The sequence below is a fragment of the Paraliobacillus sp. PM-2 genome, assembly GCF_001368815.1.
Taxonomy (GTDB): domain Bacteria; phylum Bacillota; class Bacilli; order Bacillales; family Amphibacillaceae; genus Paraliobacillus.
Map to the genome: position 1 here is coordinate 40,123 of NZ_CTEI01000002.1, position 21,397 is coordinate 61,519.

18 protein-coding genes and 2 riboswitches are annotated in these 21,397 nt (G+C 34.3%); of the genes, 4 read left to right on the top strand and 14 right to left on the bottom strand.

What is annotated here, in order from left to right; translation table 11 throughout:
• Nucleotides 1–115 precede the first annotated feature (115 nt).
• On the top strand, nt 116–1,294 hold the full coding sequence (locus BN1058_RS09010; RefSeq protein WP_090856235.1) for an acetyl-CoA C-acetyltransferase: 1,179 nt from the start codon (nt 116–118) through the stop codon (nt 1,292–1,294).
• Between the two features lie 48 nt (nt 1,295–1,342).
• On the opposite strand, the gene BN1058_RS09015 is transcribed toward BN1058_RS09010, so the two are convergent.
• The 3 genes from BN1058_RS09015 to BN1058_RS09025 all read right to left on the bottom strand — a co-directional run bounded on the left by BN1058_RS09015 (nt 1,343) and on the right by BN1058_RS09025 (nt 4,399).
• Nucleotides 1,343–1,480 carry a YpzI family protein gene (locus BN1058_RS09015; protein ID WP_090856238.1) on the bottom strand — a complete coding sequence of 46 codons (138 nt, stop codon included), beginning with the start codon at nt 1,478–1,480 and terminating at the stop codon, nt 1,343–1,345.
• 693 nt (nt 1,481–2,173) lie between these two features.
• Nucleotides 2,174–3,547 carry a Na+/H+ antiporter NhaC gene (nhaC, locus tag BN1058_RS09020; RefSeq protein WP_090856241.1) on the bottom strand — a complete coding sequence of 458 codons (1,374 nt, stop codon included), beginning with the start codon at nt 3,545–3,547 and terminating at the stop codon, nt 2,174–2,176.
• A 45-nt stretch (nt 3,548–3,592) separates the two neighbouring features.
• The gene (locus tag BN1058_RS09025; protein WP_090856244.1) at nt 3,593–4,399 is read right to left on the bottom strand and encodes a YitT family protein; all 807 of its coding nucleotides are present in this window, start codon (nt 4,397–4,399) and stop codon (nt 3,593–3,595) included.
• 625 nt (nt 4,400–5,024) lie between these two features.
• Between BN1058_RS09025 and BN1058_RS09030 the strand changes: the two genes are divergently transcribed.
• Nucleotides 5,025–5,567, top strand: coding sequence for a site-specific integrase (locus tag BN1058_RS09030; RefSeq protein ID WP_090858205.1), 543 nt, complete (start codon nt 5,025–5,027; stop codon nt 5,565–5,567).
• A 446-nt stretch (nt 5,568–6,013) separates the two neighbouring features.
• On the opposite strand, the gene tenA is transcribed toward BN1058_RS09030, so the two are convergent.
• From tenA to BN1058_RS09065, 7 genes are all read right to left on the bottom strand, one after another.
• Complete coding sequence (gene tenA, locus BN1058_RS09035) at nt 6,014–6,685, bottom strand: thiaminase II (RefSeq protein ID WP_090856246.1); 672 nt, start codon at nt 6,683–6,685, stop codon at nt 6,014–6,016.
• A 65-nt stretch (nt 6,686–6,750) separates the two neighbouring features.
• A riboswitch (TPP riboswitch) is annotated at nt 6,751–6,862 on the bottom strand.
• A 55-nt stretch (nt 6,863–6,917) separates the two neighbouring features.
• Nucleotides 6,918–8,633, bottom strand: coding sequence for a thiol reductant ABC exporter subunit CydC (gene cydC / locus BN1058_RS09040; protein ID WP_090856250.1), 1,716 nt, complete (start codon nt 8,631–8,633; stop codon nt 6,918–6,920).
• A complete protein-coding gene (gene cydD / locus BN1058_RS09045) occupies nt 8,620–10,362 on the bottom strand; it encodes a thiol reductant ABC exporter subunit CydD (RefSeq protein WP_090856253.1) in 1,743 nt (580 codons plus the stop codon). The genes cydC and cydD overlap by 14 nt, the downstream gene beginning before the upstream one ends.
• A gap of 26 nt (nt 10,363–10,388) precedes the next feature.
• Complete coding sequence (locus BN1058_RS09050) at nt 10,389–11,402, bottom strand: cytochrome d ubiquinol oxidase subunit II (protein ID WP_176694485.1); 1,014 nt, start codon at nt 11,400–11,402, stop codon at nt 10,389–10,391.
• The gene (locus BN1058_RS09055) at nt 11,402–12,733 is read right to left on the bottom strand and encodes a cytochrome ubiquinol oxidase subunit I (protein WP_090858208.1); all 1,332 of its coding nucleotides are present in this window, start codon (nt 12,731–12,733) and stop codon (nt 11,402–11,404) included. The genes BN1058_RS09050 and BN1058_RS09055 overlap by 1 nt, the downstream gene beginning before the upstream one ends.
• A gap of 404 nt (nt 12,734–13,137) precedes the next feature.
• Nucleotides 13,138–15,018, bottom strand: coding sequence for a molecular chaperone HtpG (htpG, locus tag BN1058_RS09060; RefSeq protein ID WP_090856259.1), 1,881 nt, complete (start codon nt 15,016–15,018; stop codon nt 13,138–13,140).
• A 171-nt stretch (nt 15,019–15,189) separates the two neighbouring features.
• Complete coding sequence (locus BN1058_RS09065; RefSeq protein WP_090856262.1) at nt 15,190–15,573, bottom strand: IDEAL domain-containing protein; 384 nt, start codon at nt 15,571–15,573, stop codon at nt 15,190–15,192.
• A gap of 366 nt (nt 15,574–15,939) precedes the next feature.
• Nucleotides 15,940–16,125: riboswitch (Lysine riboswitch) on the top strand.
• A gap of 125 nt (nt 16,126–16,250) precedes the next feature.
• Here BN1058_RS09065 and dapA point away from each other — a divergent pair.
• Nucleotides 16,251–17,138 carry a 4-hydroxy-tetrahydrodipicolinate synthase gene (gene dapA / locus BN1058_RS09070; protein WP_090856266.1) on the top strand — a complete coding sequence of 296 codons (888 nt, stop codon included), beginning with the start codon at nt 16,251–16,253 and terminating at the stop codon, nt 17,136–17,138.
• A gap of 61 nt (nt 17,139–17,199) precedes the next feature.
• On the opposite strand, the gene BN1058_RS09075 is transcribed toward dapA, so the two are convergent.
• Entirely contained in the window at nt 17,200–18,057 is an 858-nt protein-coding gene (locus tag BN1058_RS09075; RefSeq protein WP_090856269.1) for a CvfB family protein, read from the bottom strand.
• 100 nt (nt 18,058–18,157) lie between these two features.
• On the opposite strand from BN1058_RS09075, the gene BN1058_RS09080 reads away from it, so the two are divergent.
• The gene (locus BN1058_RS09080; protein WP_090856272.1) at nt 18,158–18,601 is read left to right on the top strand and encodes a YaiI/YqxD family protein; all 444 of its coding nucleotides are present in this window, start codon (nt 18,158–18,160) and stop codon (nt 18,599–18,601) included.
• Between the two features lie 72 nt (nt 18,602–18,673).
• Here the strand turns inward: BN1058_RS09080 and BN1058_RS14340 are convergent, their stop codons facing one another.
• From BN1058_RS14340 to ilvA, 3 genes are all read right to left on the bottom strand, one after another.
• Nucleotides 18,674–18,832, bottom strand: coding sequence for a hypothetical protein (locus tag BN1058_RS14340; RefSeq protein ID WP_176694486.1), 159 nt, complete (start codon nt 18,830–18,832; stop codon nt 18,674–18,676).
• 113 nt (nt 18,833–18,945) lie between these two features.
• Entirely contained in the window at nt 18,946–19,866 is a 921-nt protein-coding gene (cysK, locus tag BN1058_RS09085) for a cysteine synthase A (protein WP_090856276.1), read from the bottom strand.
• Nucleotides 19,867–20,015: 149 nt separating this feature from the next.
• The gene (gene ilvA / locus BN1058_RS09090) at nt 20,016–21,275 is read right to left on the bottom strand and encodes a threonine ammonia-lyase IlvA (protein ID WP_090858211.1); all 1,260 of its coding nucleotides are present in this window, start codon (nt 21,273–21,275) and stop codon (nt 20,016–20,018) included.
• Between the last annotated feature and the right edge of the window lie 122 nt (nt 21,276–21,397).

Below are 21,397 nucleotides of genomic sequence, written 5' to 3' on the forward strand. Positions count from 1 at the left end.
AATAAAGAAGTATTTCTTTATAAATAGATCATGATATACTATAATCATTACTTAGCTAGACCTGTATTTTAACATACTTGTACAATCATTTTTTATAAAAAGGAGTGCTATCTGAATGGAAGATGTAGTAATTGTAAGTGCAGTTCGCACCCCAATCGGTAAGTTTGGTGGTAGTTTAAAAGATACATCTGCAAAAGAACTTGGAGCACTAACCGTAAAGGAAGCGCTCAAGCAAGCAAATGTAAAGTCTGAAGAAGTTGATTCCGTTATTTTCGGGAATGTGTTACAGGCTGGTTTAGGACAAAACCTAGCTCGTCAAATTTCCGTACACGCTGGAATCCCACATGAAGTTCCTGCAATGACAATTAATGAAGTATGTGGTTCAGGCATGAAGTCTGTTATTCTTGGAGCACAATCCATCAAATTAGATGAAGCGGACATCGTTGTGGTTGGTGGTTCAGAGAATATGAGTCAAACCCCTCATCTCGTTCATGATTACCGCTGGGATAAAAGTATGGAAGGAAAAAAATTAATTGACAGTATGATTCATGATGGACTTACAGATGCATTTGAACAAACCCATATGGGCGTAACCGCTGAAAAAGTTGCTGAAAAATATGGGATAACGCGTGAAGACCAAGATCAATTTGCATTAGATTCACAGAGAAAAGCACAAACTGCTGTTGAGCAAAATAAGTTTGCAGATGAAATTGTGCCAGTGCCTATTAAGGATAGTAATGGTGAAGCAAAGCTTTTTGATACAGATGAACATATCCGTCATAATTTACAACTACAAGATTTACAAAAATTAAAAACCCCGTTTATTGAAAGCGGTTCAGTAACAGCCGGAAATGCTTCTGGAATTAATGATTGTGCTGCATCATTAGTTTTGATGAAAAAATCATTAGCAGAAGAAAGAAACATTCCTTATCTAGCAACAATTAAAGCATATGCAGAAATAGGTACAGATCCATCTCTCATGGGTTACGCTCCCTACCATGCGACGAAAAAGTTAATCGAAAAAGAAAATTTAGATATTAATGACATTGATCTATTTGAGTTTAATGAAGCTTTTGCTGCACAAAGTGTTGCTGTCTTGCGGGACTTAAAGTTAGATACGTCTAAAGTAAATGTAAATGGTGGTGCAATTGCATTGGGCCATCCAATCGGTGCATCAGGTACAAGAATTTTGGTTACACTGCTACACGAAATGAACAAAAGAGATGCTAAGTTAGGATTAGGTTCGCTCTGTGTTGGTGGCGGTATTGGCCTCTCCCTACTTGTCGAACGCTAATAAATGAATTCAAGCCACTACTCGATGTAGTGGCTTTTTAAATGACTTTTACTTGCCATCGTTATATTTTCTACCTTCAGCTGGGCTGGACATTTTTGTTGCACCATTATAACTTAATGCTTGATCACGATCTGATTCGACACGTCGACTCTTTTTTAACTTTTTCTCTTGTCTATCTTTTCCCACATTACACACCTCCTCTTTCTACGATTAGTTTTGTTTAAAAAAAGCGAAATATACAGTAATAAGTAATATAGGTTCAACGTTTTAGCATTACCAAAAGACTCTCTGTCAAATCTGATGGTGTGATTTTTACTCCGATATTTTTTTATTAAGGTTATATTCTATATAATATATAATAGATCTCACACTAGATTATTTACGTAAATGTATATTAAACACACCTTGTGAACACTCATGCTTTGTTTTCTGCTTCATGTGTTTGAAATAACCATTGATTCGAACGCTCATCACCTGTTTTTCCTTCCCATGTGTTTGAAATAACCATTAATTCGATCACTCATTGCCTGTTTTTCCTTCCATATGTTCGAAATAACCATTAATTCGAACACTCATCACCTGTTTTTCCTTCCATGTGTTCGAAATAACCATTGATTCGAACGCTCATCACTTGTTTTTCCTTCCATGCGTTCAAAATAACCATTGATTCGATCATTCATCACCTGTTTTTCCTTCCATGTGTTCGAAATAACCATTAATTCGGTCACTCATCACTTGTTTTTCATACCAAGTGCTTGAATTAATCATTTTCTCTTCTATTTAATTGTTGGCAGAACAGAACTCACACCACATTTAGTGTAGTTCCATAAAAAAATCCGTTTCTACACAATAATGTAAAAACGGACTCTTTCATATAGTTTATTTTTTTGTAATCATTTTTTCTGTTAATCCATAGATAATTGTAATGATCGGACTGATTAAGCAGAAGAATGCAAACGGTAAATAATCCATTACTGCTACGTCAAGCACATCAGCTAGGAAAACTCCACATACACTCCAAGGAACCAGCGGATTAATGACTGTACCTGCATCTTCTAATGTTCTTGATAAATTTTTTCTAGCTAAGTGTGCACGATCATACAAATCTTGATAAGCCTCGCCTGTTAAAAGAATCGATAAATATTGCTCACCAACAAATACATTAATACCAATAGCCGTTGACGCTGCAGCTAAGGTTAACGACCGAGCAGTCTTTAATTGATGTTGTATATTTGTAATAACAGAAGGAATAATTCCAGTGACAAAGAATAATCCCCCAAGTGCCAAAGCTAGAATAACTAACGAAATGGTGAAAAACATGCTATTTATTCCACCTCTCGTTAGCATCGCATCAATTACTTCATTGTTTGTTTCAGATACATAACCACTAAACCAAATCCCCCAAATCTCTTTCCATGGCATGACGCCTCTTATACCAGCAATCAATGTTGCTACAATACTACTAACTGCGATAGATACAAATGCAGGTCGTTTCGTTAGCGTCATCATTAGTAGTAGCATAATTGGAATCCATGCGGTCCAATGAATAAGCGGTGATTGGTTTAATGTTGACTGAATAACTTCCAAGTTTGCCATGTTTTCTGTCTGTTGCGGTGATAACAGAGCAAATAAAATAAAAGAGATAATAAATGCAGGCAACGTAGTCCAAGCGATGTGTCTAATATGTACAAACAAATCCACTTTTACGATAGAAGAAGCAAGATTGGTTGTATCAGACAATGGGGACATTTTATCTCCAAAAAAAGCACCAGATACAATCGCGCCAGCTGTAATGGCTAATGACGCGTCCATCGACTGAGCCACACCAAGAAATGCTACTCCTAAGGTTGCACTTGTTGTAAATGAACTACCTAGGGCAACTCCAGAAACAGCTGTTATAGCAAAAACAATAGCAAAAAACCATGGGCCTCCAGCTAACTGAAAAGCAGCTGACATAAGTGATGGAATGGTCCCACTAATCATCCAACTACTAATGAGTATCCCAATAAGGAAAAATAGCAGAATTGCCCCCATTCCTGACTGTGCACCTTGAATCATTCCATTTTGAAGTTTTGAAAAAGAAAACTTTCTACTAAGCCCATAAGTAATCATAATTAAGATAGCCACAAGTATTGGTACATGAGGTTTACTTTCTAATCCAATAATAAAATAACTAATGATTGAAATAACGATACCTAAAACAATAACTGACTCGATTAGGCTTGGTAATTTTTTAGGTTGCAAATATAACATTTCATGGTCCCCACTTCTTTGTAATCAATGAAAAACATTGTTCATCTAATTTTTAGCAAATTGTCCATCAACTTCTACTGTCTTATATACGTTTATAAAAGCTTGTTCATCATACTTGCGCACAATTTTTTTAATTTGTATGGTTTCATAACGAGTTACTACCATCATTAGGATTTGTTTTCTTTCTTCTGTATACCCTCCGTACCCTTCCATAACGGTAATTCCTCGATATATAGATTCAATTAAATCCTTACGTATGATATCTCCCTTTGTGGTAACAATTTGCATCGTTAATTTTATATGATTTGTATGTATGGTATCAATCACTTTTCCTGTTAAGTAAATGGATAACATGGTATATAATGCCATATTCCAATCAAATACTGCACCTGAGATCAAAACAATTAACCCATTCATTCCTGTTAAAAGCATTCCGACACTTACATTACTTACTCTAGATACAATGATTGCAACAATATCTAGGCCACCTGATGTTCCGGAATATTTTAAGATTAACCCAATTCCTGCTCCTCCAAATACCCCACCAAAAATACTGGACAATAAAATATTATCTGCCACAGGAACAACAGGAATAATATATAAAAATGATGATAAAGCAGTCACACATATGATCGTATTAATAATAATTGTTCTACCTAACTTATAAAATCCCCATATTAATAAGGGAATGTTTAATAAAAAATTTAAAAGTCCTATATTTATTGGTGTTAAGATACCAAGTAAAATGGCTATTCCACTAAGCCCACTGCTAAGTATCTCATATGGTACAAGGAAAAGATTAAAAGCTAATGCAACGATTAGCGATCCGATAATTACAATAAAATTCTTCAATGGACACCTCTTACTTTCTTATTCTTTAATGAAAAAAATCACTTTATTACGATAAAGTTAGCAAACGTTTCAATAGCCTGTCAATAGCATTTATTATTCACACTAAATTCAAACTATTTCTATTTATGAAATACACCCCTTCCCATTTTCACTTCCATTTTATATAATGAAACATAATAGATATTATGTTTCATTATGAAAACAGATGAAAACTTGATAAAACAATACATAGACGATATAATTTATTTCTGGTTGTTTTTGTTAGGATACATAATGAGCGTAACCGTTCATCAATTAATTTCCATATTAACGTTATTTTACATTTAAATAGGTTACGCACAGGGCGATTATGAGCGAATGAAATATCTTTTCGTGTATAGTAGTTAGACTAAATGCGTCTCAAGTATCCCTGGCGTATGTTTTGATTTTGGAGGTGCAAACAGTGGAAAAAACAGAATATATCGATCATGTTTTTTTAACCAAAGGGGAATATATGTATTTGTTAAGAAAATATGGTGAATACGAATTACAGAAGAAAATGAATGAATTAAGCTTGTCAAAACAAAAAAGTATGAAGCGAAGAAATACAATAAAATCAGACTATCATGCAATTATTAGTAAAGGCATGCAAACGGTGCAGCCCATTCGAGATAAATATTTAATTGAAGCAATGAAACAAGAGTTAAGGAAAGTTTCCTATCGTAATTATTTTTTATTTGTTATGGGGATTAACACAGGATTGCGCATTAGTGATCTTCTTCCTCTTCGGGTTGGAGATGTAAAAGGTCAAACACATATTGTTATTAAGGAAACAAAAACACGGAAGATGAAACGTTTTCTTATTAATTTAGAACTTAGAAATCTTATATACGATTATACAATGAATATGCGTATGGAGGACTATCTGTTTCCATCTCATAAAACTGATTTGCCAATTAAGCGTGTACAAGCTTATAAAATTTTAAATGAAGCAGCGGAAAATGTAGGTATCCATGACTTTGGAACGCATAGCTTACGAAAAACATTCGGTTTTTGGCATTACACCATGCATAAAAATGTTGCTTTGCTTCAAGATATTTTTAATCACTCTTCTCCAGACATTACCTTACGATATATTGGAATCAACCAAGACATAGTCGATAAAAGCTTGGAGCATTTCAGCTTATAATAAAATCCTTCCAGTTGTTACTTATACTTAGTAACACTGGAAGGATTTTATTATTACATAACTTTCTCACCAAAAAATAATTGCTGATCCTTAGCTCTATTGCGTTTGAATAATATCTGTTATTTTCAGCTCGTGTTGTTCCTACTAGAGTGTCGCCCATTTGCTTCATCCGTTAATTTAGGAAAACGGCAAAGCGTGTCATTTATTTAATTGAAGCATCTACTCTTTTATGTTCTCAAGTTAGTATATCAAGTGAAATGGGCGAGACTCCTCGAAAATAAAAATCTATGTTCTTCGTGCGATGTATAGCTGCCGAAGCGTTCCTTATCCTACGGGAACAGCGCGAGCCGAAAATCCATTTTTAGAAGTGCTTTTCTTCTAAAAATTAGTTGAGGCCGTGTCCGTGGAAAGCGAGTCCATTTCACTTGAGGAGCCAACGTTTTACTTTATAAAACTTGAATTGGCCACTTTTCTAACTTGTAAGCCATGTCCCAAAACATATATTCATATTGAACACTTATGAAAAACTGATTTTTCATTCGGTTTCGTTCCTCATCTGAAACCGTTTCAGCAATTTGATCCAATCGGTTAATTTGTTCTTCCACTAATGTACGAAACCATTCTGAGCCATATGCATCAATCCATTCTTGGTATATCGGTTGGTTCGGTGTTTGATCACTTAATTTTTCACCAACTTCATAATAAATCCAATAACAAGGTAAAATACTTGCAATAATATCGCCTAAATGACCTTGATAGGCTGCTTGATATAAGTGAGAAGTGTACGCATACGCTGTAGGTGCCGGCTGAAATGCCTTCATGTCTTGTTCGCTTATGTTTAACTGTTTTGCAAATGTTCGATGTAGAGCTAATTCTGCTTCATACGTACCTTGCGCATGTTTATTCATGCTACTTGTCGTTTCTAAATCGCTGGCCTTTGCACCTCCCAATGATTGCACTCTTGCAAAATGGCTCAAATAATAGGAATCCTGCATCACATAATATCGAAAATTTTCTAATGGCAATGATCCATCTCCAATCCCTTTTACGAATGGATGTTCTATACTCGCTTTCCAGACAGTATCAATTTCCTTACGTATTTCCTGTGAAAAAGACATACATTTCCCTCCTGTAGACAAAACAAAAACCACTTTCTACCATAAAAAAGGGAAAGTGGTCAAATAAAGAACCATTTCCACTTCCCTACGCTAGTTTAAACTAGATCAGGTTCTAAGGGTCTTGAAGTCATATACTTCAATCTCAGTCTTTAGTAAAAGACTCCCCTAGTGGTTTAATGTTTGTCCGTATTTAATTATCTTTATCATAACATTTGTCACAAAGTTGTCAATCTTATATTAACAATGATTGTTCTAGTTGTTTCATTTCATACAAATAGCCTTTTTGTTTCATTAATGCATCATAGCTACCTTGTTCGATAATCCGCCCATGTTCCATTACAATAATTTGATCCATTTTTTCAAGCCCATTGATACGATGACTTACCAATAACAATGTATCATTTGTTGCTGATTGATAGATATCATCCAGAATCATTTTTTCCGTTTTAGCATCTAATGAAGAAGTTGGTTCATCCAAGACCCATAAATCACCTTGTTTTAATAACGCTCTTGCTATTGCCAACCGTTGTTTCTCACCACCGGAAAGATTTTCACCTCTCTCTGCCACGTGATCAGTTAATGCAAAATCAGACAATAACACCCGTTCAAGAGCGGAGTTTAACTCTTTATCTGTCACTTGTGGATTTGCAAGTAACAAATTGTCTTGAACAGTTCCATAAAAGAAATGATTTTCTTGAAGCACTACTTTAGATTGCTCCCAAATTTCTTCAGCAGCTATTTCATCATACTTCTGATTATTCCATGTGATCCTGCCACCTTCTGCAAATTGTAACTTAATCAGTAACTGTAACAAGGTTGACTTCCCTGAACCACTAGCTCCTACAATAGCAGTTTTTGTACCACTATCTATTTTTAATGTTATATCAGATAATGTTTTACGCCATTCTGAGAAATAGTTAAAGCTTACATTATTGACTCGTATTGCTGGTGCACCAGTTGTATTTATTTTTCCATTCCCTTCATCTATTTCAATCTCCGTATCTTCAACAACATCGTTTAATCTTGAAACAGCTGATTGGCTTTCTTGATAATAAATTGGAAAGACTCCCATTGGTGCCATCGGTTCAAAAACGGTTAATGAAATCATTACAAGCATTGCTAAAAAAATGCCATCCAAATTACCATTGGCTACTAAATATGCTCCAAGCGCAAGAACAAACCAACTAGTGACAAATGTAATAAAGCCTGTTACTGATTGATTAAAGACTTTATTCATGTTTTCTCTATTTTGAGCTTGAATATATGCATCAGAGTGTTGCAATAATGCTTGCTTCTTTTCCTCTGATTGTTGAAATAACTTTAACTCTTTATCACCGAACATATATTCGGTTACTTCTGTAGATAATTCTCCTCGATTAGCCCGCACCTGTTGTTTGATTTTCATTTGCTTTATCGAAAATAACAGTGGGATAATAAATGTTGTTACAAAATAACCAACAAGTAGGATCATTGCTACTGAAAAAGAATAAAAACTAGTAAAGAAGATTGTACTAATAAACACTAATACTAAAACAATAGGTGGATAAAAAACCCTAAGAAAGAAATTTTGCAGACTTTCTACATCACCAACTACTCTACCGAGAATATCACCACTTCGATATTTACGAAAAACCTGTGGTACGAGTGGCTCTAATTTTTCAAAGAAATTCACACGCAAGTTACTTAATATAGTAAATGTCGCACGGTGTGAAACTAAACGCTCTCCATATTTTGCTCCCGCCTTTATAAAACCTAATAATTTAACTGTTGAAGTCAGTACAATAAGCGCATAAAGCGGTGTTTCGAGGGCGGCTTTTGAGATAAGATAACCACTCGCCGCAAACAACCCAACACTTGCGATACCAGCAATAAAACCAAACAAAACAGCATAAAAAATATCTTTTTTCTCCATGAATAAAAATTGGATAAGTTGTTTAATTGGAGCCATGCTCTGTTCCCCCTTGCTGGATCGTTACCATCTCTCGATAAGCGGCTAATGAATCAATTAATTCCTGATGTGTTCCAATACCGGTTATTTTTCCATCTTGTAAAAATACAATCTTATTTGCATCCTTGATTGTATGTAATCGGTGAGCAATCGTTATGATCGTACCAAATTGCTGTAGTTCTTTCGTTGATTGTTGTAGAATTTTCTCTGTTTGTAGATCCAATCCTCGTGTTGGCTCATCTAACAAAACGACATTTGGCTGTTTAATAAATGCTCGAGCAATAGCAATCCGCTGCTTTTCTCCGCTGGATAGGCCTCTAGCACCTTCACCTATACAGGTTTGATATTGATCAGGTAGCGATTCAATCAGTGCAGAAATACCAGCTTTTTCTGCAGCTAATTTAATTTCTGAAAGATCTACTGCTTTCTCTGATCCTAAAGCGATGTTTTCAGCTATTGTTCCAGAAAATATATAAGGTTCTTGTGAAATATAGCTTACCTGACGTAACCAACTCTCTTCTGTGTAATTAGCAAGTGATTCATTGTTTATTTTGATATCTCCCTGTGCACTACCGATCATACCTGCTAATAAGTGAAGCAGTGTTGATTTACCAGCTCCACTAGGACCAACTATAGCTATCCGTTCGTTAGGATTACAGTATAAGTTAATGTTTTCTAAAGAGAATCCGGAATGCGCATAGTGAAAGGAAACATTCTCTAATGCTATCGTAGGTGTTTGATCTGTATGTGGTAATTCGGCCACACCCCACTCTACAGGAGAAATCGTTTCTTCAAAAGATTCGAATACTTTTTTTGTAGCTCCCATACTACTACGTCCATTATGAAAGGTTGTACCTAATTCTTTTAATGCTGTGAAAAATTCTGGAACTAAAATAAGCACAAAGAAAGCAGTAAAAAATGAAATTCCATCATATAAGACTAATTGAAAAGCAATTTCTAGTGCAACTAACCCTATACTTAACATAGAAATCACTTCAAGCATAAACGATTGTGTAAAAGCAATTTTAAGAATCTCCATTGTTGTATCACGAAATCCTAGACTGCTCTTCTCTAATTCATCCTTTTTTCGATCCGTTTGATTAAATATTTTCAAAGTAACTAGCCCTTTTAATGTATCTAAAAATGCACCAGAAAAAGCAGCCATTTGCTCAAGTTTCTCTTCTGATTTCTTCTGTGTTTTTATACCAATCACAATCATAAAAATCGGAATAAATGGTGCAGTGATCATTAAAATTATTCCCGAATTGATATGTTGTGTGCAGATAATGATTAATGTTAATAAAGGAACAAACGCACTTTGCATCACTTGTGGGATAAACTGACTATAAAAACTGTCCATTTCGTCTACCCCATCAAGTAACATACTTACCTTTTCACCAACTAGTCCTTGTTCTTCACTATTTGTCATTTGATGCTTATATCTGTCTAATAATTTAGCTCTTGTTTCTTTTTTTACTGCACTTGCAATACGAACACCAATTTTTTTACTATAATAATCTGCGATCGATCGGACCATCAAAGCCAACAATAGAAGAGCAAGCCACCCCATGATGGAGGAAAAGCGAACTCCTTCTAAAAATACATCGTTGACAATTAATGTAATGGAAAAAGCTTGAACAATAATAGCTATTCCTAATAACAAAGTTAACAATAGTAACAAAATTAGACTTGTTCGGTGTGCACTTAATGATTGTTTGATTCGTTGCATAGTTGATCGATCCTTTTAGTAAGGTTTTATTTTTTGCCTTTTGCATAATCTGCATTAAATAAAAATAAACGCATCAATAGAATTAATGAAGGAATAAGTAACAACAGTCCACCGATAAATGCAATAATTAATGCAATAGCCATCGATTCACTAGTTACACTATCTTCAATATGAATATATGGATCAAGGAGATAAGGATATTTTGCTATCCCATAACCAAAGAATGCAAAGAAAAACTGAAGCATAATTGCAATAAATGCACTTCCATAATTTCTTCCGATATAAAGCAGTCCTAATCCAATTAAAAAACATGCAATGGAAATACCAAACACCCACCATAAATCAAGCATATTCTGAAAATGTCTTTCATTACGTTGACTCAAAGCAATCATGGTTGTCAATGCCATGATGATAGTAGGTGTTGCCCAAAATAGTGCCCACTTTCGAACAAGTGCTAAAGCTTTATTGTCATTTGCACGTGAAGCATAATAAGTCAAAAAGCTCGCACTAATAAATAATAACGCAGTAATAGCAAGTGCTACAATACTCCAAGATAATGGGCTTGTAAACAACTCAGCGTATTTTAATGATACAACCCCATTCTCTTCTGTAATAAATCCGCCTTCTGAGATAGTAAGTGCAGTAGATAAGGATGCTGGGATAAATAACCCTGTTGCACCATATAAAAACATATATACATTACTTTGTTTAGAACCATAATTTTCGAAGGCATAAAAAGAACCTCTAATTGCTAATAAGATAATCGCAAAACTCGCTGGCACTAATAAAGCCGAACCGAAATAATAAGCCGATTTAGGGAAAAACCCTACAATTCCAACAAAAAAGAAAACTAAGAAAACGTTCGTTACCTCCCATACCGGAGATAAATAACGCGAAATGATTTGGTTAATTAAATGATCTCGCTTGGTAACTTTTGCATAGTAAGCAAAGAATCCAGCCCCAAAGTCAATAGAAGCAATGATCAGATATCCATAAAGAAATAACCACAGTACCGTGATGCCAATAACTTCATAACTCATTATTCCGACTCTCCCTTCTCAATCACAGGGTAACGCTTTTCTAGTTCTACCTCTGCAGGATTGTTTTTGAAAAGTTTACGTAGAGTAATGACACATAATGTGCCTAAAACAATGTACAGTATCAAGAATAAGAAGAACATATGGGTAATATAAGGGGAACTAGTTGCTGCTTCCTCCACCGTCATATATCCTCTTAAAATCCATGGCTGTCTGCCTTCCTCGGCATATACCCAACCAAATTCAACCGCTAGCATTGCTAATGGACCACTAAGCGCAATTAGCCATAAGAATAATTTATTATTAGCATTCCATTTCTTAATAAATGTAAAGATCAAGTAAGCAAATGAAATTGCCAATAAAAAGAAACCAATAGAAACCATTAAATCAAACATATAATGAATCCATAATGGCGGTCGTTCGTCCTCAGGGAATTCTTCTAATCCAGTAACTTCACTCATAAAATTACCATGTGCTAGAAAACTTAAAAACCCAGGTAAACGTATTTCACCCACTACTTCATTGTCTTCATTTAACCATCCAAATAAAACTAAGTCCGCATTTTCTTCGGTTTCAAAATGCCATTCTGCCGCTGCTAGTTTTTCAGCTTGATGAGAGGCTAAGAATTTTGCAGATGCATCACCAGCTACAGCTGTTAAAATAGAAAAGATAAACATAGAAATGACAGTAAGCTTTAATGCTTTTTTATGATACGTTTTAGCTCCTTTTTTACGTAACAAAGCAAATGCTGCAATCGCGGCTAAAATGGCTGCTACTGTGACATATGATCCACCTAAAACATGAGCAACCCTTGTTGGTGTGGAAGGGTTTAACATTGCAGCTAATGGATCTACCGCTGTAAATTCTCCATTTTTCATTAAAAATCCATCTGGCGTATTCATAAATGAATTCACCGTTGTGATGAATATGGCCGAAATCCCAGCACCAATTAACACTGGTATGGAAAATAGCCAGTGAATGTATTGATTTTTAAAACGATCCCATGTATATAAATAAATACCTAAGAAAATCGCTTCAAAGAAGAAAGCAAATACTTCCATAAATAAAGGTAATGCAATGACATTACCAGCTAGTTGCATAAATTCAGGCCAAACTAAAGATAATTGCAAACCAATTGCAGTACCTGTTACAACGCCAATCGCAACTGTGATGACAAATCCACGTGCCCAACGCTGTGCTAATAAAATATAATGGTCGTCTTTCTTTTTAATTCCAATAAATTCAGCAATAGAAATAAATAATGGTACACCTACACCTAGCGTAGCAAAAATAATATGAAACATTAAAGTCATTGCTGTAATTAATCGACTCATGGTGACCGCATCAAATTCCACTGATATCCCTCCAATTTTCTTTTTGTGAAATCCATAACATTTTCATTATATCATTTATCACATTAGAATGTTTCTCTTTAATACATTTTAAACTTATCCGTTTGTAAAGTTGTGTATTTTTTATGACTTTTCAGTGACAACTTTTTGACATTTTTTAAATCACCCACTATCACAGGCCATTATATTGGTTGATCATGGTAATCTATTTACCTTTTTTAAACAAGTTAAACTTCCTTATAGAAATAAAAACGAATACATTTAGTCATATTAGCATTGATCTTATAAATAACAAAAAAGACATAACACCTTGAATAGTGTATGTCTTTTTTGACTTCTTTACTTATTATAATGATTTTTAAATAGTATTTTATAGCATAACACGTTTAATTAGCGATTGCTTTCCAGATATTATTTGTAAATGTCACTGGGTCATCAATAGAAAGTCCTTCAATGAGCAACGCTTGATGATATAAAATGTTCGTTAATAAATCTGTTTTTTGTATATCATCTTTTGCATAAGCAGTTTGTAATGTTTTAAATACATCATGATGAGTATTAATTTCTAAAATTTTATCTGCCTTTAACTGTGGATTATCTGGCATCATATTTAATACTTTTTCCATTTCAATGGAGATTTCACCATCATTGCTTAAACAAACTGGATGTGATTTAAGTCGTTTAGAAATACGTACATCTTTCACTTCATTTGCCAATACAGATTTCATATGATCAAGCAATGCTTTATTTTCTTTTATCTCTTCTTCTGTACTGTCTTCTTCTTCCGGTTCAAATCCTAAGTCGCCACTTGATACGGATTTAAAGGTTTTTTCTTGATACGTTGCTAACATTTTGATCGCAAATTCATCAATATCATCTGTTAAGTAGAGAATTTCATATCCCTTGTCTAATACCATCTCTGTTTGTGGTAAGCTCTCTATGCGTTCATTCGTTTCCCCTGTCGCATAATAAATGAATGGCTGATCTTCAGGCATTCGTTCTACGTATTCAGCAAGTGAAACCAACTTTTTCTCTTTGGATGAATAGAAAAGCAATAAATCTTGCAATGTTTCTTTGTTCTGTCCAAAATCACTATAGACACCATATTTTAACTGACGTCCAAATGAATCATAAAAAGTTTCGTACTTTTCACGATCATTTTTTAACAACTTTTGCAATTCTGTCTTAATTTTCTTATTAATATTTTTAGCAATTAATTTTAACTGACGGTCATGTTGTAACATTTCACGTGAGATATTCAGTGAAAGATCTTCCGAGTCTACTAACCCTTTGACAAAACTAAAATAATCAGGTAATAGGTCTGCACATTTATTCATAATAAGTACGCCATTAGAATACAATTCTAACCCTTTTTCATATTCAGCAGAGTAATAATTATATGGCATACTTTCTGGTATATATAAAATAGCATCATACCGAATAGTACCATCTACACTTAAATGAATATGTTGCAATGGTTGATCAAAACCATAATGCTTTTCCGTGTAGAATTGATTATAATCTTCTTCAGTTAATTCGTTTTTATTTTTTTTCCAGATTGGAACCATGCTGTTAACCGTTTTTTCCTCAGTAACTTCAACTGGCTCCTCCCCTTCACCTTGAGGCTCCTTTGTAACAATGTCCATTTTAATTGGATAGCGAATAAAATCGGAATATTTAACGATAATGGACTTCAATTGATCAACATCTAAAAATTGGTCATAATCATCTTCATCTGTACTTTCTTTAATTGTTAATGTAATTTCTGTTCCAGTATCTGCTTTATCATATGGCTCAATACTGTAACCATCTGCCCCTTCTGATTTCCATATATAACCCTGATCACTGTTTAAGGCTTTTGTTTTTACAGTTACTGCATCTGCAACCATAAATGCAGCATAGAATCCTACACCGAATTGTCCGATGATATCATGACCATCTTTAATTTCATTTTCTTTTTTAAATGATAGAGAGCCACTTCTTGCGATCACACCTATATTATCAATGAGTTCTTCTTCAGTCATTCCAATTCCTGTATCTGTAATGGTTAAACTTCTGCTATTTTTATCCGTACTTACTTTTATGTAATAATCTTCTGGGTTAAATGTTAGCGAATCATCCGTAAGTGCTTTGTAATATAATTTATCAATCGCATCACTTGCGTTTGATATTAGTTCGCGCAAGAAAACTTCCCTCTGTGAATAAATGGAATTAATCATCATTTCCAGTAGTCTTTTTGACTCTGCTTCAAACTGTTTTGTTGGCATGTTTGTATGCTCCCTTCTTATTAATAATAAATATTTTTAGCAGTCCAATTATTAGAGTGCTAACAATAATTATTTATCATATATAAAAGTAACTGTCAATGTTAACTACTCGAGGTGGCTTTCTCTGTAGTATAAAAACCCATTCTTACATTAAGAATGGGTTTTTTTATACTAGGAACGATGATCTGTTTGACACCTGTTTGACTTGTAATTCACATGTGGCATATCTGCATCTTTCTGTTTCTTTAATTGATTTAATTGTGCTACTAAATCATTGAACCAATCTTCATCATGGGTTTCAAGCGCCATGTCAATTAATACATGTATTTGATTCTCTGTTTTTGAAAATTCACTGCTTAAACGATCAATTTTTGATTGGTTAATCTGTATACTTTGTCCTGTTAACATTTTATTATCACTAGCAACTACACGAAGTTGAATAACATTATGGTCTAATTCATTTTTCTCAACAAATCCATGAATCAATCCACCTTTACTTGACTTTGCTCTAACCCAGTCACCTATTTGAATAGCGTATTTATCATTCATCTCCATATATTGTCACCACCTTTTTCTGATAACAACTATTCACATGCATAAAATAATTAATAGTCAAAAAGAAAAGCAAATAAACTTCTAAGTGAATTAACTAAAAATTATGAATAGTTATGCTATATTGTATTGAGAATCACTCAAGTTGTCAATCCATATGCATAGGATTAGATTTTTAAATGAAAAATAACCTTGTAATTAGTTGGTGGTTGATGACTAATTATATAACCAGCTTGTATCCTTGCTTCTATGAAGAGATTACTCGATGTTACCTTCCGATATTGAAAAATTTAAGTTTTACCTATTGCAACTACCATACATGTTTGATATATTGACACTAATATTTCTATTACTTCAATATAACATTGAAGTGAGTATAGAGGTGCAAATCTCAAGAGTAAGCTTCATAAAGCGGATGATCGCTGATGATTGTAGCTGAAAGGGGAATTTGCCGAAGTGGATAAAAGTTCATCATTTTATTCACTGGTGCTGTTATTGAATAAATACAGTACTGTCATATAGTACAAAGTTGCTATATGGAGGGCTATCTCACGCATCATAAATAAACAATGATGCAGCGACGAGCCTTTCGTCGCTGTTTTTTATTGTGATGAGATACCCTCTATTCTACCGTTATCGGTTGTCTTTTCGTTTTAAAAATATGAATAGAGGTGGATTTAATGCAATTTGGTCGATTAATAACCGCTATGGTTACTCCATTTGATCACAAAGGAAACATTGATTATGAGAAAACGAAACAATTAATTAATTATTTACTCATGAATGGAACAGAAGGGATTGTCATTACAGGAACAACTGGAGAATCTCCTACTTTAACACAAGAAGAAAAAGTGGGCTTTATTCGTTTTGTTGTTCAATATGTTAATAAACGCATACCAGTGATAGCAGGTACAGGATCAAACAACACGCAAGCATCCATTACATTAACTAGACAAGCTGAAACAATTGGGGTTGATGGTGTGATGGTTGTTACTCCTTATTACAATAAACCATCACAAGAAGGGATGTATCAGCATTTTAAAACGATTGCTGCGTCAACTACTTTACCTGTTATGTTGTATAACATTCCTGGAAGAAGTGTTGTTAATCTTTCTGTAGATACGATTATTCGATTGTCTCAAATCACAAATATTACTGCTATTAAAGAAGCAAGTGGCGATCTTGATAGGATGACAACGATTATAAGTGAAACAGACGATCATTTTGAATTATACAGTGGTGATGATAGTCTAACCTTGCCTGTATTGTCTATTGGTGGCAAAGGTGTTGTATCTGTGTCTTCTCATATTATAGGGAATGAAATGCAACAAATGATTAACTACCATATAAATGGCGAACAACAACAAGCAAGCCGTTTACACCAACAACTATTACCAATAATGAAAGCTTTATTTATGGCACCTAATCCAACTGCAGTAAAAGAAGCATTATGTATGATGGGGATAGACGTTGGGAGTGTCCGCTTACCTTTAATTCCATTATCCACAGAAGAACGAAGCGAATTAACAGAAACATTACAGCTTACAAAACAACAAAAAGTCGTATAGTAAAAAAACAAGGATGTGTTCACTTCTAGAAGTAACACATCCTTTTAAATTTTAATCATTTTTATTCTTTTAGCAAGCGCGTTTTTCCTTCAACTTGCTCAATCTTTTGTTCTTTCATTAGTTTTCCAAGCGCTCGTTTAAAAGCAGCTTTACTAATGCTGAAATGTTTGTAAATGGTATCTGGATCTGTCTTATCATTCAGAGGCATTTCGCCGTTGTGATCTACTAGGTATTGCAAAATAATAGCTGCATCTGTTTGTCTCGCTTTATTTTTACGAGGACGAAGGGAAACATTTAACGTACCATCTTCTTTTACTGCAATCACTCGACCATTTACCCACTGTCCTAAGCGAGGTTCTTCTTTTCGCTCTGTACGATGGATAAAGCCTCTATACCCCTGTTCTGTAATTAATACAGCACCTTCTCTATCCGTTCTGAAAATTCGACCTTCTATATCTTTATCTAGTAGTGACTCTGGAGCCTGATCCCACGTTTCTTCAAAATCACTTTCTGCTACTGGCTTAGCTAATAGTCTGCCCTTTTTATCTCGGTCTAAAATAACATACAACTCGTCTCCAACATCGGGCCAAACAGTGGAAAATACAGGAAGATCATCTTTAGAAACTAAAATGCTTAAAGAGGTACCAATATCGACAAATACACCTAAATCTGGATTCACTTTTGTTACAATAGCCCAATCAAACACGTCCAAGCGAACATTTGGTAGCATAGTCGTTGCATATAATTGGTTTCTTTCCTGATAGAGAAAGACATCATAGTTTTGATGTAATTCTAATGGTTGATCATTGTTCTTTTTATTGTATAGCACTTTTTCGTTTCCATTTGATAATTCAAAATAAGCTTCTTCCTCACTTATGACTTCTAATGTAACAATATGACCTGCTGCTAATTTCTTCATCTTTTTCCTTCTTTCTATGACAACATCTAGATTTTATTATAACCGAAGTCAATCTTTGTTAAAATAGATAATAACAATAAACTAGTAAAGGTTGATTTTCATGAAGATATATGTGGATGCAGATGCTTGTCCTGTAAAAGAAATCATTATTCAAATAGCGCTAACAAAAAATATCCCCGTTTATTTGGTGAAAAGTTATGCTCATTTTTCAACTCAAAAAGATCCAGATGGGGTAACTTCTATTTATGTCGATTCAGACCGTGAGGCTGCTGATTATCGAATCCTCTCCATGCTTCACTCAGGTGATATAGTAATCACGCAAGATTATGGTTTAGCTTCGTTAGCTTTAGAAAAGAAAGCAAACGTGTTACATCATAAAGGATTTATGTATACAGAAGAGAATATTGATTATTTATTAGAGGTAAGATACCAACATGCACAAGCTAGAAAGAAAAAACTAAAAACAAAAGGGCCCAAACCGTTAACACAAGAAGATAAAGACCAATTTAAGCATGCTTTCATTGAGCTTTTAGCCAAAATGTAATTTATCTTTACAACTTTAAATAAACTTGTTCGTTCTTTGTTAAAATTATGGTTATTTTAAAAAACCAAGGCATTAATTCGACGCCTTGGTTTCTTGTTCATTGTCAATGATTATTGCTAGTCTACTTTGATCCCAGCGTTTTGCTGTTTCATCTGGCACCTCATATATTTTTTCTGCTCGTAATAACTGATCATTGTACTTTGTCTGAACTAACATTTTTACTTTAGCCATTATGCTACCTCACTCTCAAACGTTAAACTAAAAAGGTAGTCGTATCTTTCACTACTACCTTTTTAGTTATTATATCATAGACAGGCTAAGGCTAGGTTATATAGGATATCTATTTATTCATCAAATAAATTCATACTTAAATACCGTTCTCCTGTATCTGGTGCGATACATACAACACGTTTCCCTTTTCCTAAACGTTTGGCAAGGTTTATTGCGGCAAAAACAGCTGCTGCTCCAGAAGGGCCAATAAAGATACCTTCTTTTTCTCCTAATTGTTTAAACATGTCAATCGCATCATCATCTTGAATGGGCATAATTTCATCATAAATAGAAGTATTTAAAATATCTGGTATAAACCCAGGACTTGTTCCCACTAATTTATGTTTACCTGGTTTTCCACCAGAAAGAACAGGAGATCCTTTTGGCTCGACTACCATAATATAGATATCAGGCAAAAGTTCTTTCAGCGTTTCACCCGTTCCAGTAATTGTTCCACCAGTACCAGCAGTCGCAACAAACCCATCAAGCTGTTTATCCATCTGATGATAAATTTCTTGGGCCGTCGTATTTCGATGAACATCTGGATTTGCTGGATTTTCAAATTGTTGTGGCATAAAACTATTAGGTATTTCTGACACTAATTGTTTCGCTTTTTTTATTGCTCCAGGCATTTTTTCGTCACTAGGTGTTAAGACCACTTGAGCACCGTACGCTTTCAAAATATTCATTCTTTCTTTTGTCATATTATCAGGCATAACTAAAATAGCTTTATACCCTTTTGCAGCAGCAGTCATTGCTAAGCCAATTCCAGTGTTTCCACTTGTTGGTTCAATAATTGTAGATCCGGGCTTAAGTAATCCATTCTCTTCTGCCATTTTTATCATATTATAAGCGGCTCTATCTTTAACACTTTTAGAAGGATTAAACATTTCTAATTTAACATACACATCAGCCGCATCTTTAGGCACTAATCGATTCAATTTAACGATTGGTGTCTCTCCAATCAATTCTGTCATATTATTGACTACTCGCATCATCGCTCCATCCTCTCTATTCCAATCATTACAAAACATATCATTTTAGTCTGTAATAATTATAACAATTCTTAATTTACAAAGCCAACGTTTCATAATGAAAGTAAACCATTGACATTAAAAAAGACAAAGGAGTGATAATCCCTTTGTCAAATGAGTAAATGAAATAGATCTTCATCTTTATTTATTTCAATATAAGTGAATCCATTCTCCTCCATCCTTGCGATTAAGGGTTGATAATCATTACGATTTTTCAATTCTATACCAACCAGCACCGGGCCTTTGTCTCTGTTATTTTTTTTCGTATATTCAAATCTAGTAATATCATCTGTTTTCCCCAACACTTCACTAAGAAATTCTCGTAAAGCCCCTGCTCTTTGGGGGAAATTCACAATAAAATAATGCTTATATCCTTCATAAATCAGTGAACGTTCTTTAATATCTTGCATACGATCAATGTCATTGTTCCCACCACTAACAATACAAACGACATTTTTTCCTTTAATTTGATCTTTGTATTGATCCAAAGCAGCAACTGGCATTGCACCAGCTGGTTCAGCAACAATTGCATTTTCATTATATAAATCTAACAATGTACTACATACCTTGCCCTCTGGTACAACCGCAATATCGTCAATGACTTCCTTGGCAATTTCATAGGTTAAGTTTCCAACTTGTTGTACACTTGCTCCATCAACAAATTTATCTACCTCATCAAGTTTTACGACCTTTTTTTGTTTTAGAGATTGCTTCATAGATGGTGCCCCAGCCGGCTCTACACCAATCACTTGTGTATTAGGACTAATATTTTTAATGTAGGAACCAACACCAGAAATTAATCCGCCACCACCAACAGACATGAAAATATGTGAAACTGGTTCTTCCATTCCATCTAGCACTTCTAATCCAATAGTACCTTGACCAACAATGGTACGATAATCGTCAAACGGATGGATAAACGACATGTCATACTGATCACAATAGGTTTTGGATTCTTGGTAAGCATCATCAAACGTATCGCCAATCAATATGATTTCAACAAAATCTCCACCAAAGAAACTTACACGCTTTACTTTTTGTCTTGGGGTAGTAGTTGGCATGAAAATTTTACCTTTTACTCCTAATGCCTTACAAGAATAAGCAACTCCTTGCGCATGGTTCCCTGCACTAGCACAAACTACTCCGTTTTTCAGCTCTTCTTTTGATAAGCTTTGCATCAAGTTGTAAGCACCTCGTATTTTAAAAGAGCGAACAACTTGTTGATCTTCTCTTTTTAAATAAACATTACATTGATATTTTTCAGATAAGATTGGATCTCTCTGTAACGGTGTTTTTTGAACCACATCTTTTAACTTTTGGTGTGCAATAATAATATCTTTAATTTGGATCGTACTCACTTTTGTGCTCATCATTCATAGAATCCTTCCTGCAAAAAATAGTTAGATTTATACTATCATATTCAGATAAATTAGAAAACTAGCTTATGTAACTTTTTTAATAAAATAAGAAAAGACAACTATGTTTGATTCGT

Coding starts and splice junctions, on each gene's coding strand:
- cydC (WP_090856250.1), bottom strand. CDS start 8,633: ATGGCTCCAATTAAACAACTTATCCAATTTTTATTCATGGAGAAAAAA.
- BN1058_RS14340 (WP_176694486.1), bottom strand. CDS start 18,832: ATGGCTAAAGTAAAAATGTTAGTTCAGACAAAGTACAATGATCAGTTA.
- nhaC (WP_090856241.1), bottom strand. CDS start 3,547: ATGTTATATTTGCAACCTAAAAAATTACCAAGCCTAATCGAGTCAGTT.
- htpG (WP_090856259.1), bottom strand. CDS start 15,018: ATGCCAACAAAACAGTTTGAAGCAGAGTCAAAAAGACTACTGGAAATG.
- cydD (WP_090856253.1), bottom strand. CDS start 10,362: ATGCAACGAATCAAACAATCATTAAGTGCACACCGAACAAGTCTAATT.
- BN1058_RS09030 (WP_090858205.1), top strand. CDS start 5,025: ATGCAAACGGTGCAGCCCATTCGAGATAAATATTTAATTGAAGCAATG.
- BN1058_RS09075 (WP_090856269.1), bottom strand. CDS start 18,057: ATGAAGAAATTAGCAGCAGGTCATATTGTTACATTAGAAGTCATAAGT.
- BN1058_RS09010 (WP_090856235.1), top strand. CDS start 116: ATGGAAGATGTAGTAATTGTAAGTGCAGTTCGCACCCCAATCGGTAAG.
- BN1058_RS09050 (WP_176694485.1), bottom strand. CDS start 11,402: ATGAGTTATGAAGTTATTGGCATCACGGTACTGTGGTTATTTCTTTAT.
- dapA (WP_090856266.1), top strand. CDS start 16,251: ATGCAATTTGGTCGATTAATAACCGCTATGGTTACTCCATTTGATCAC.
- cysK (WP_090856276.1), bottom strand. CDS start 19,866: ATGCGAGTAGTCAATAATATGACAGAATTGATTGGAGAGACACCAATC.
- tenA (WP_090856246.1), bottom strand. CDS start 6,685: ATGTCTTTTTCACAGGAAATACGTAAGGAAATTGATACTGTCTGGAAA.
- BN1058_RS09055 (WP_090858208.1), bottom strand. CDS start 12,733: ATGAGTCGATTAATTACAGCAATGACTTTAATGTTTCATATTATTTTT.
- BN1058_RS09065 (WP_090856262.1), bottom strand. CDS start 15,573: ATGGAGATGAATGATAAATACGCTATTCAAATAGGTGACTGGGTTAGA.
- BN1058_RS09080 (WP_090856272.1), top strand. CDS start 18,158: ATGAAGATATATGTGGATGCAGATGCTTGTCCTGTAAAAGAAATCATT.
- ilvA (WP_090858211.1), bottom strand. CDS start 21,275: ATGAGCACAAAAGTGAGTACGATCCAAATTAAAGATATTATTATTGCA.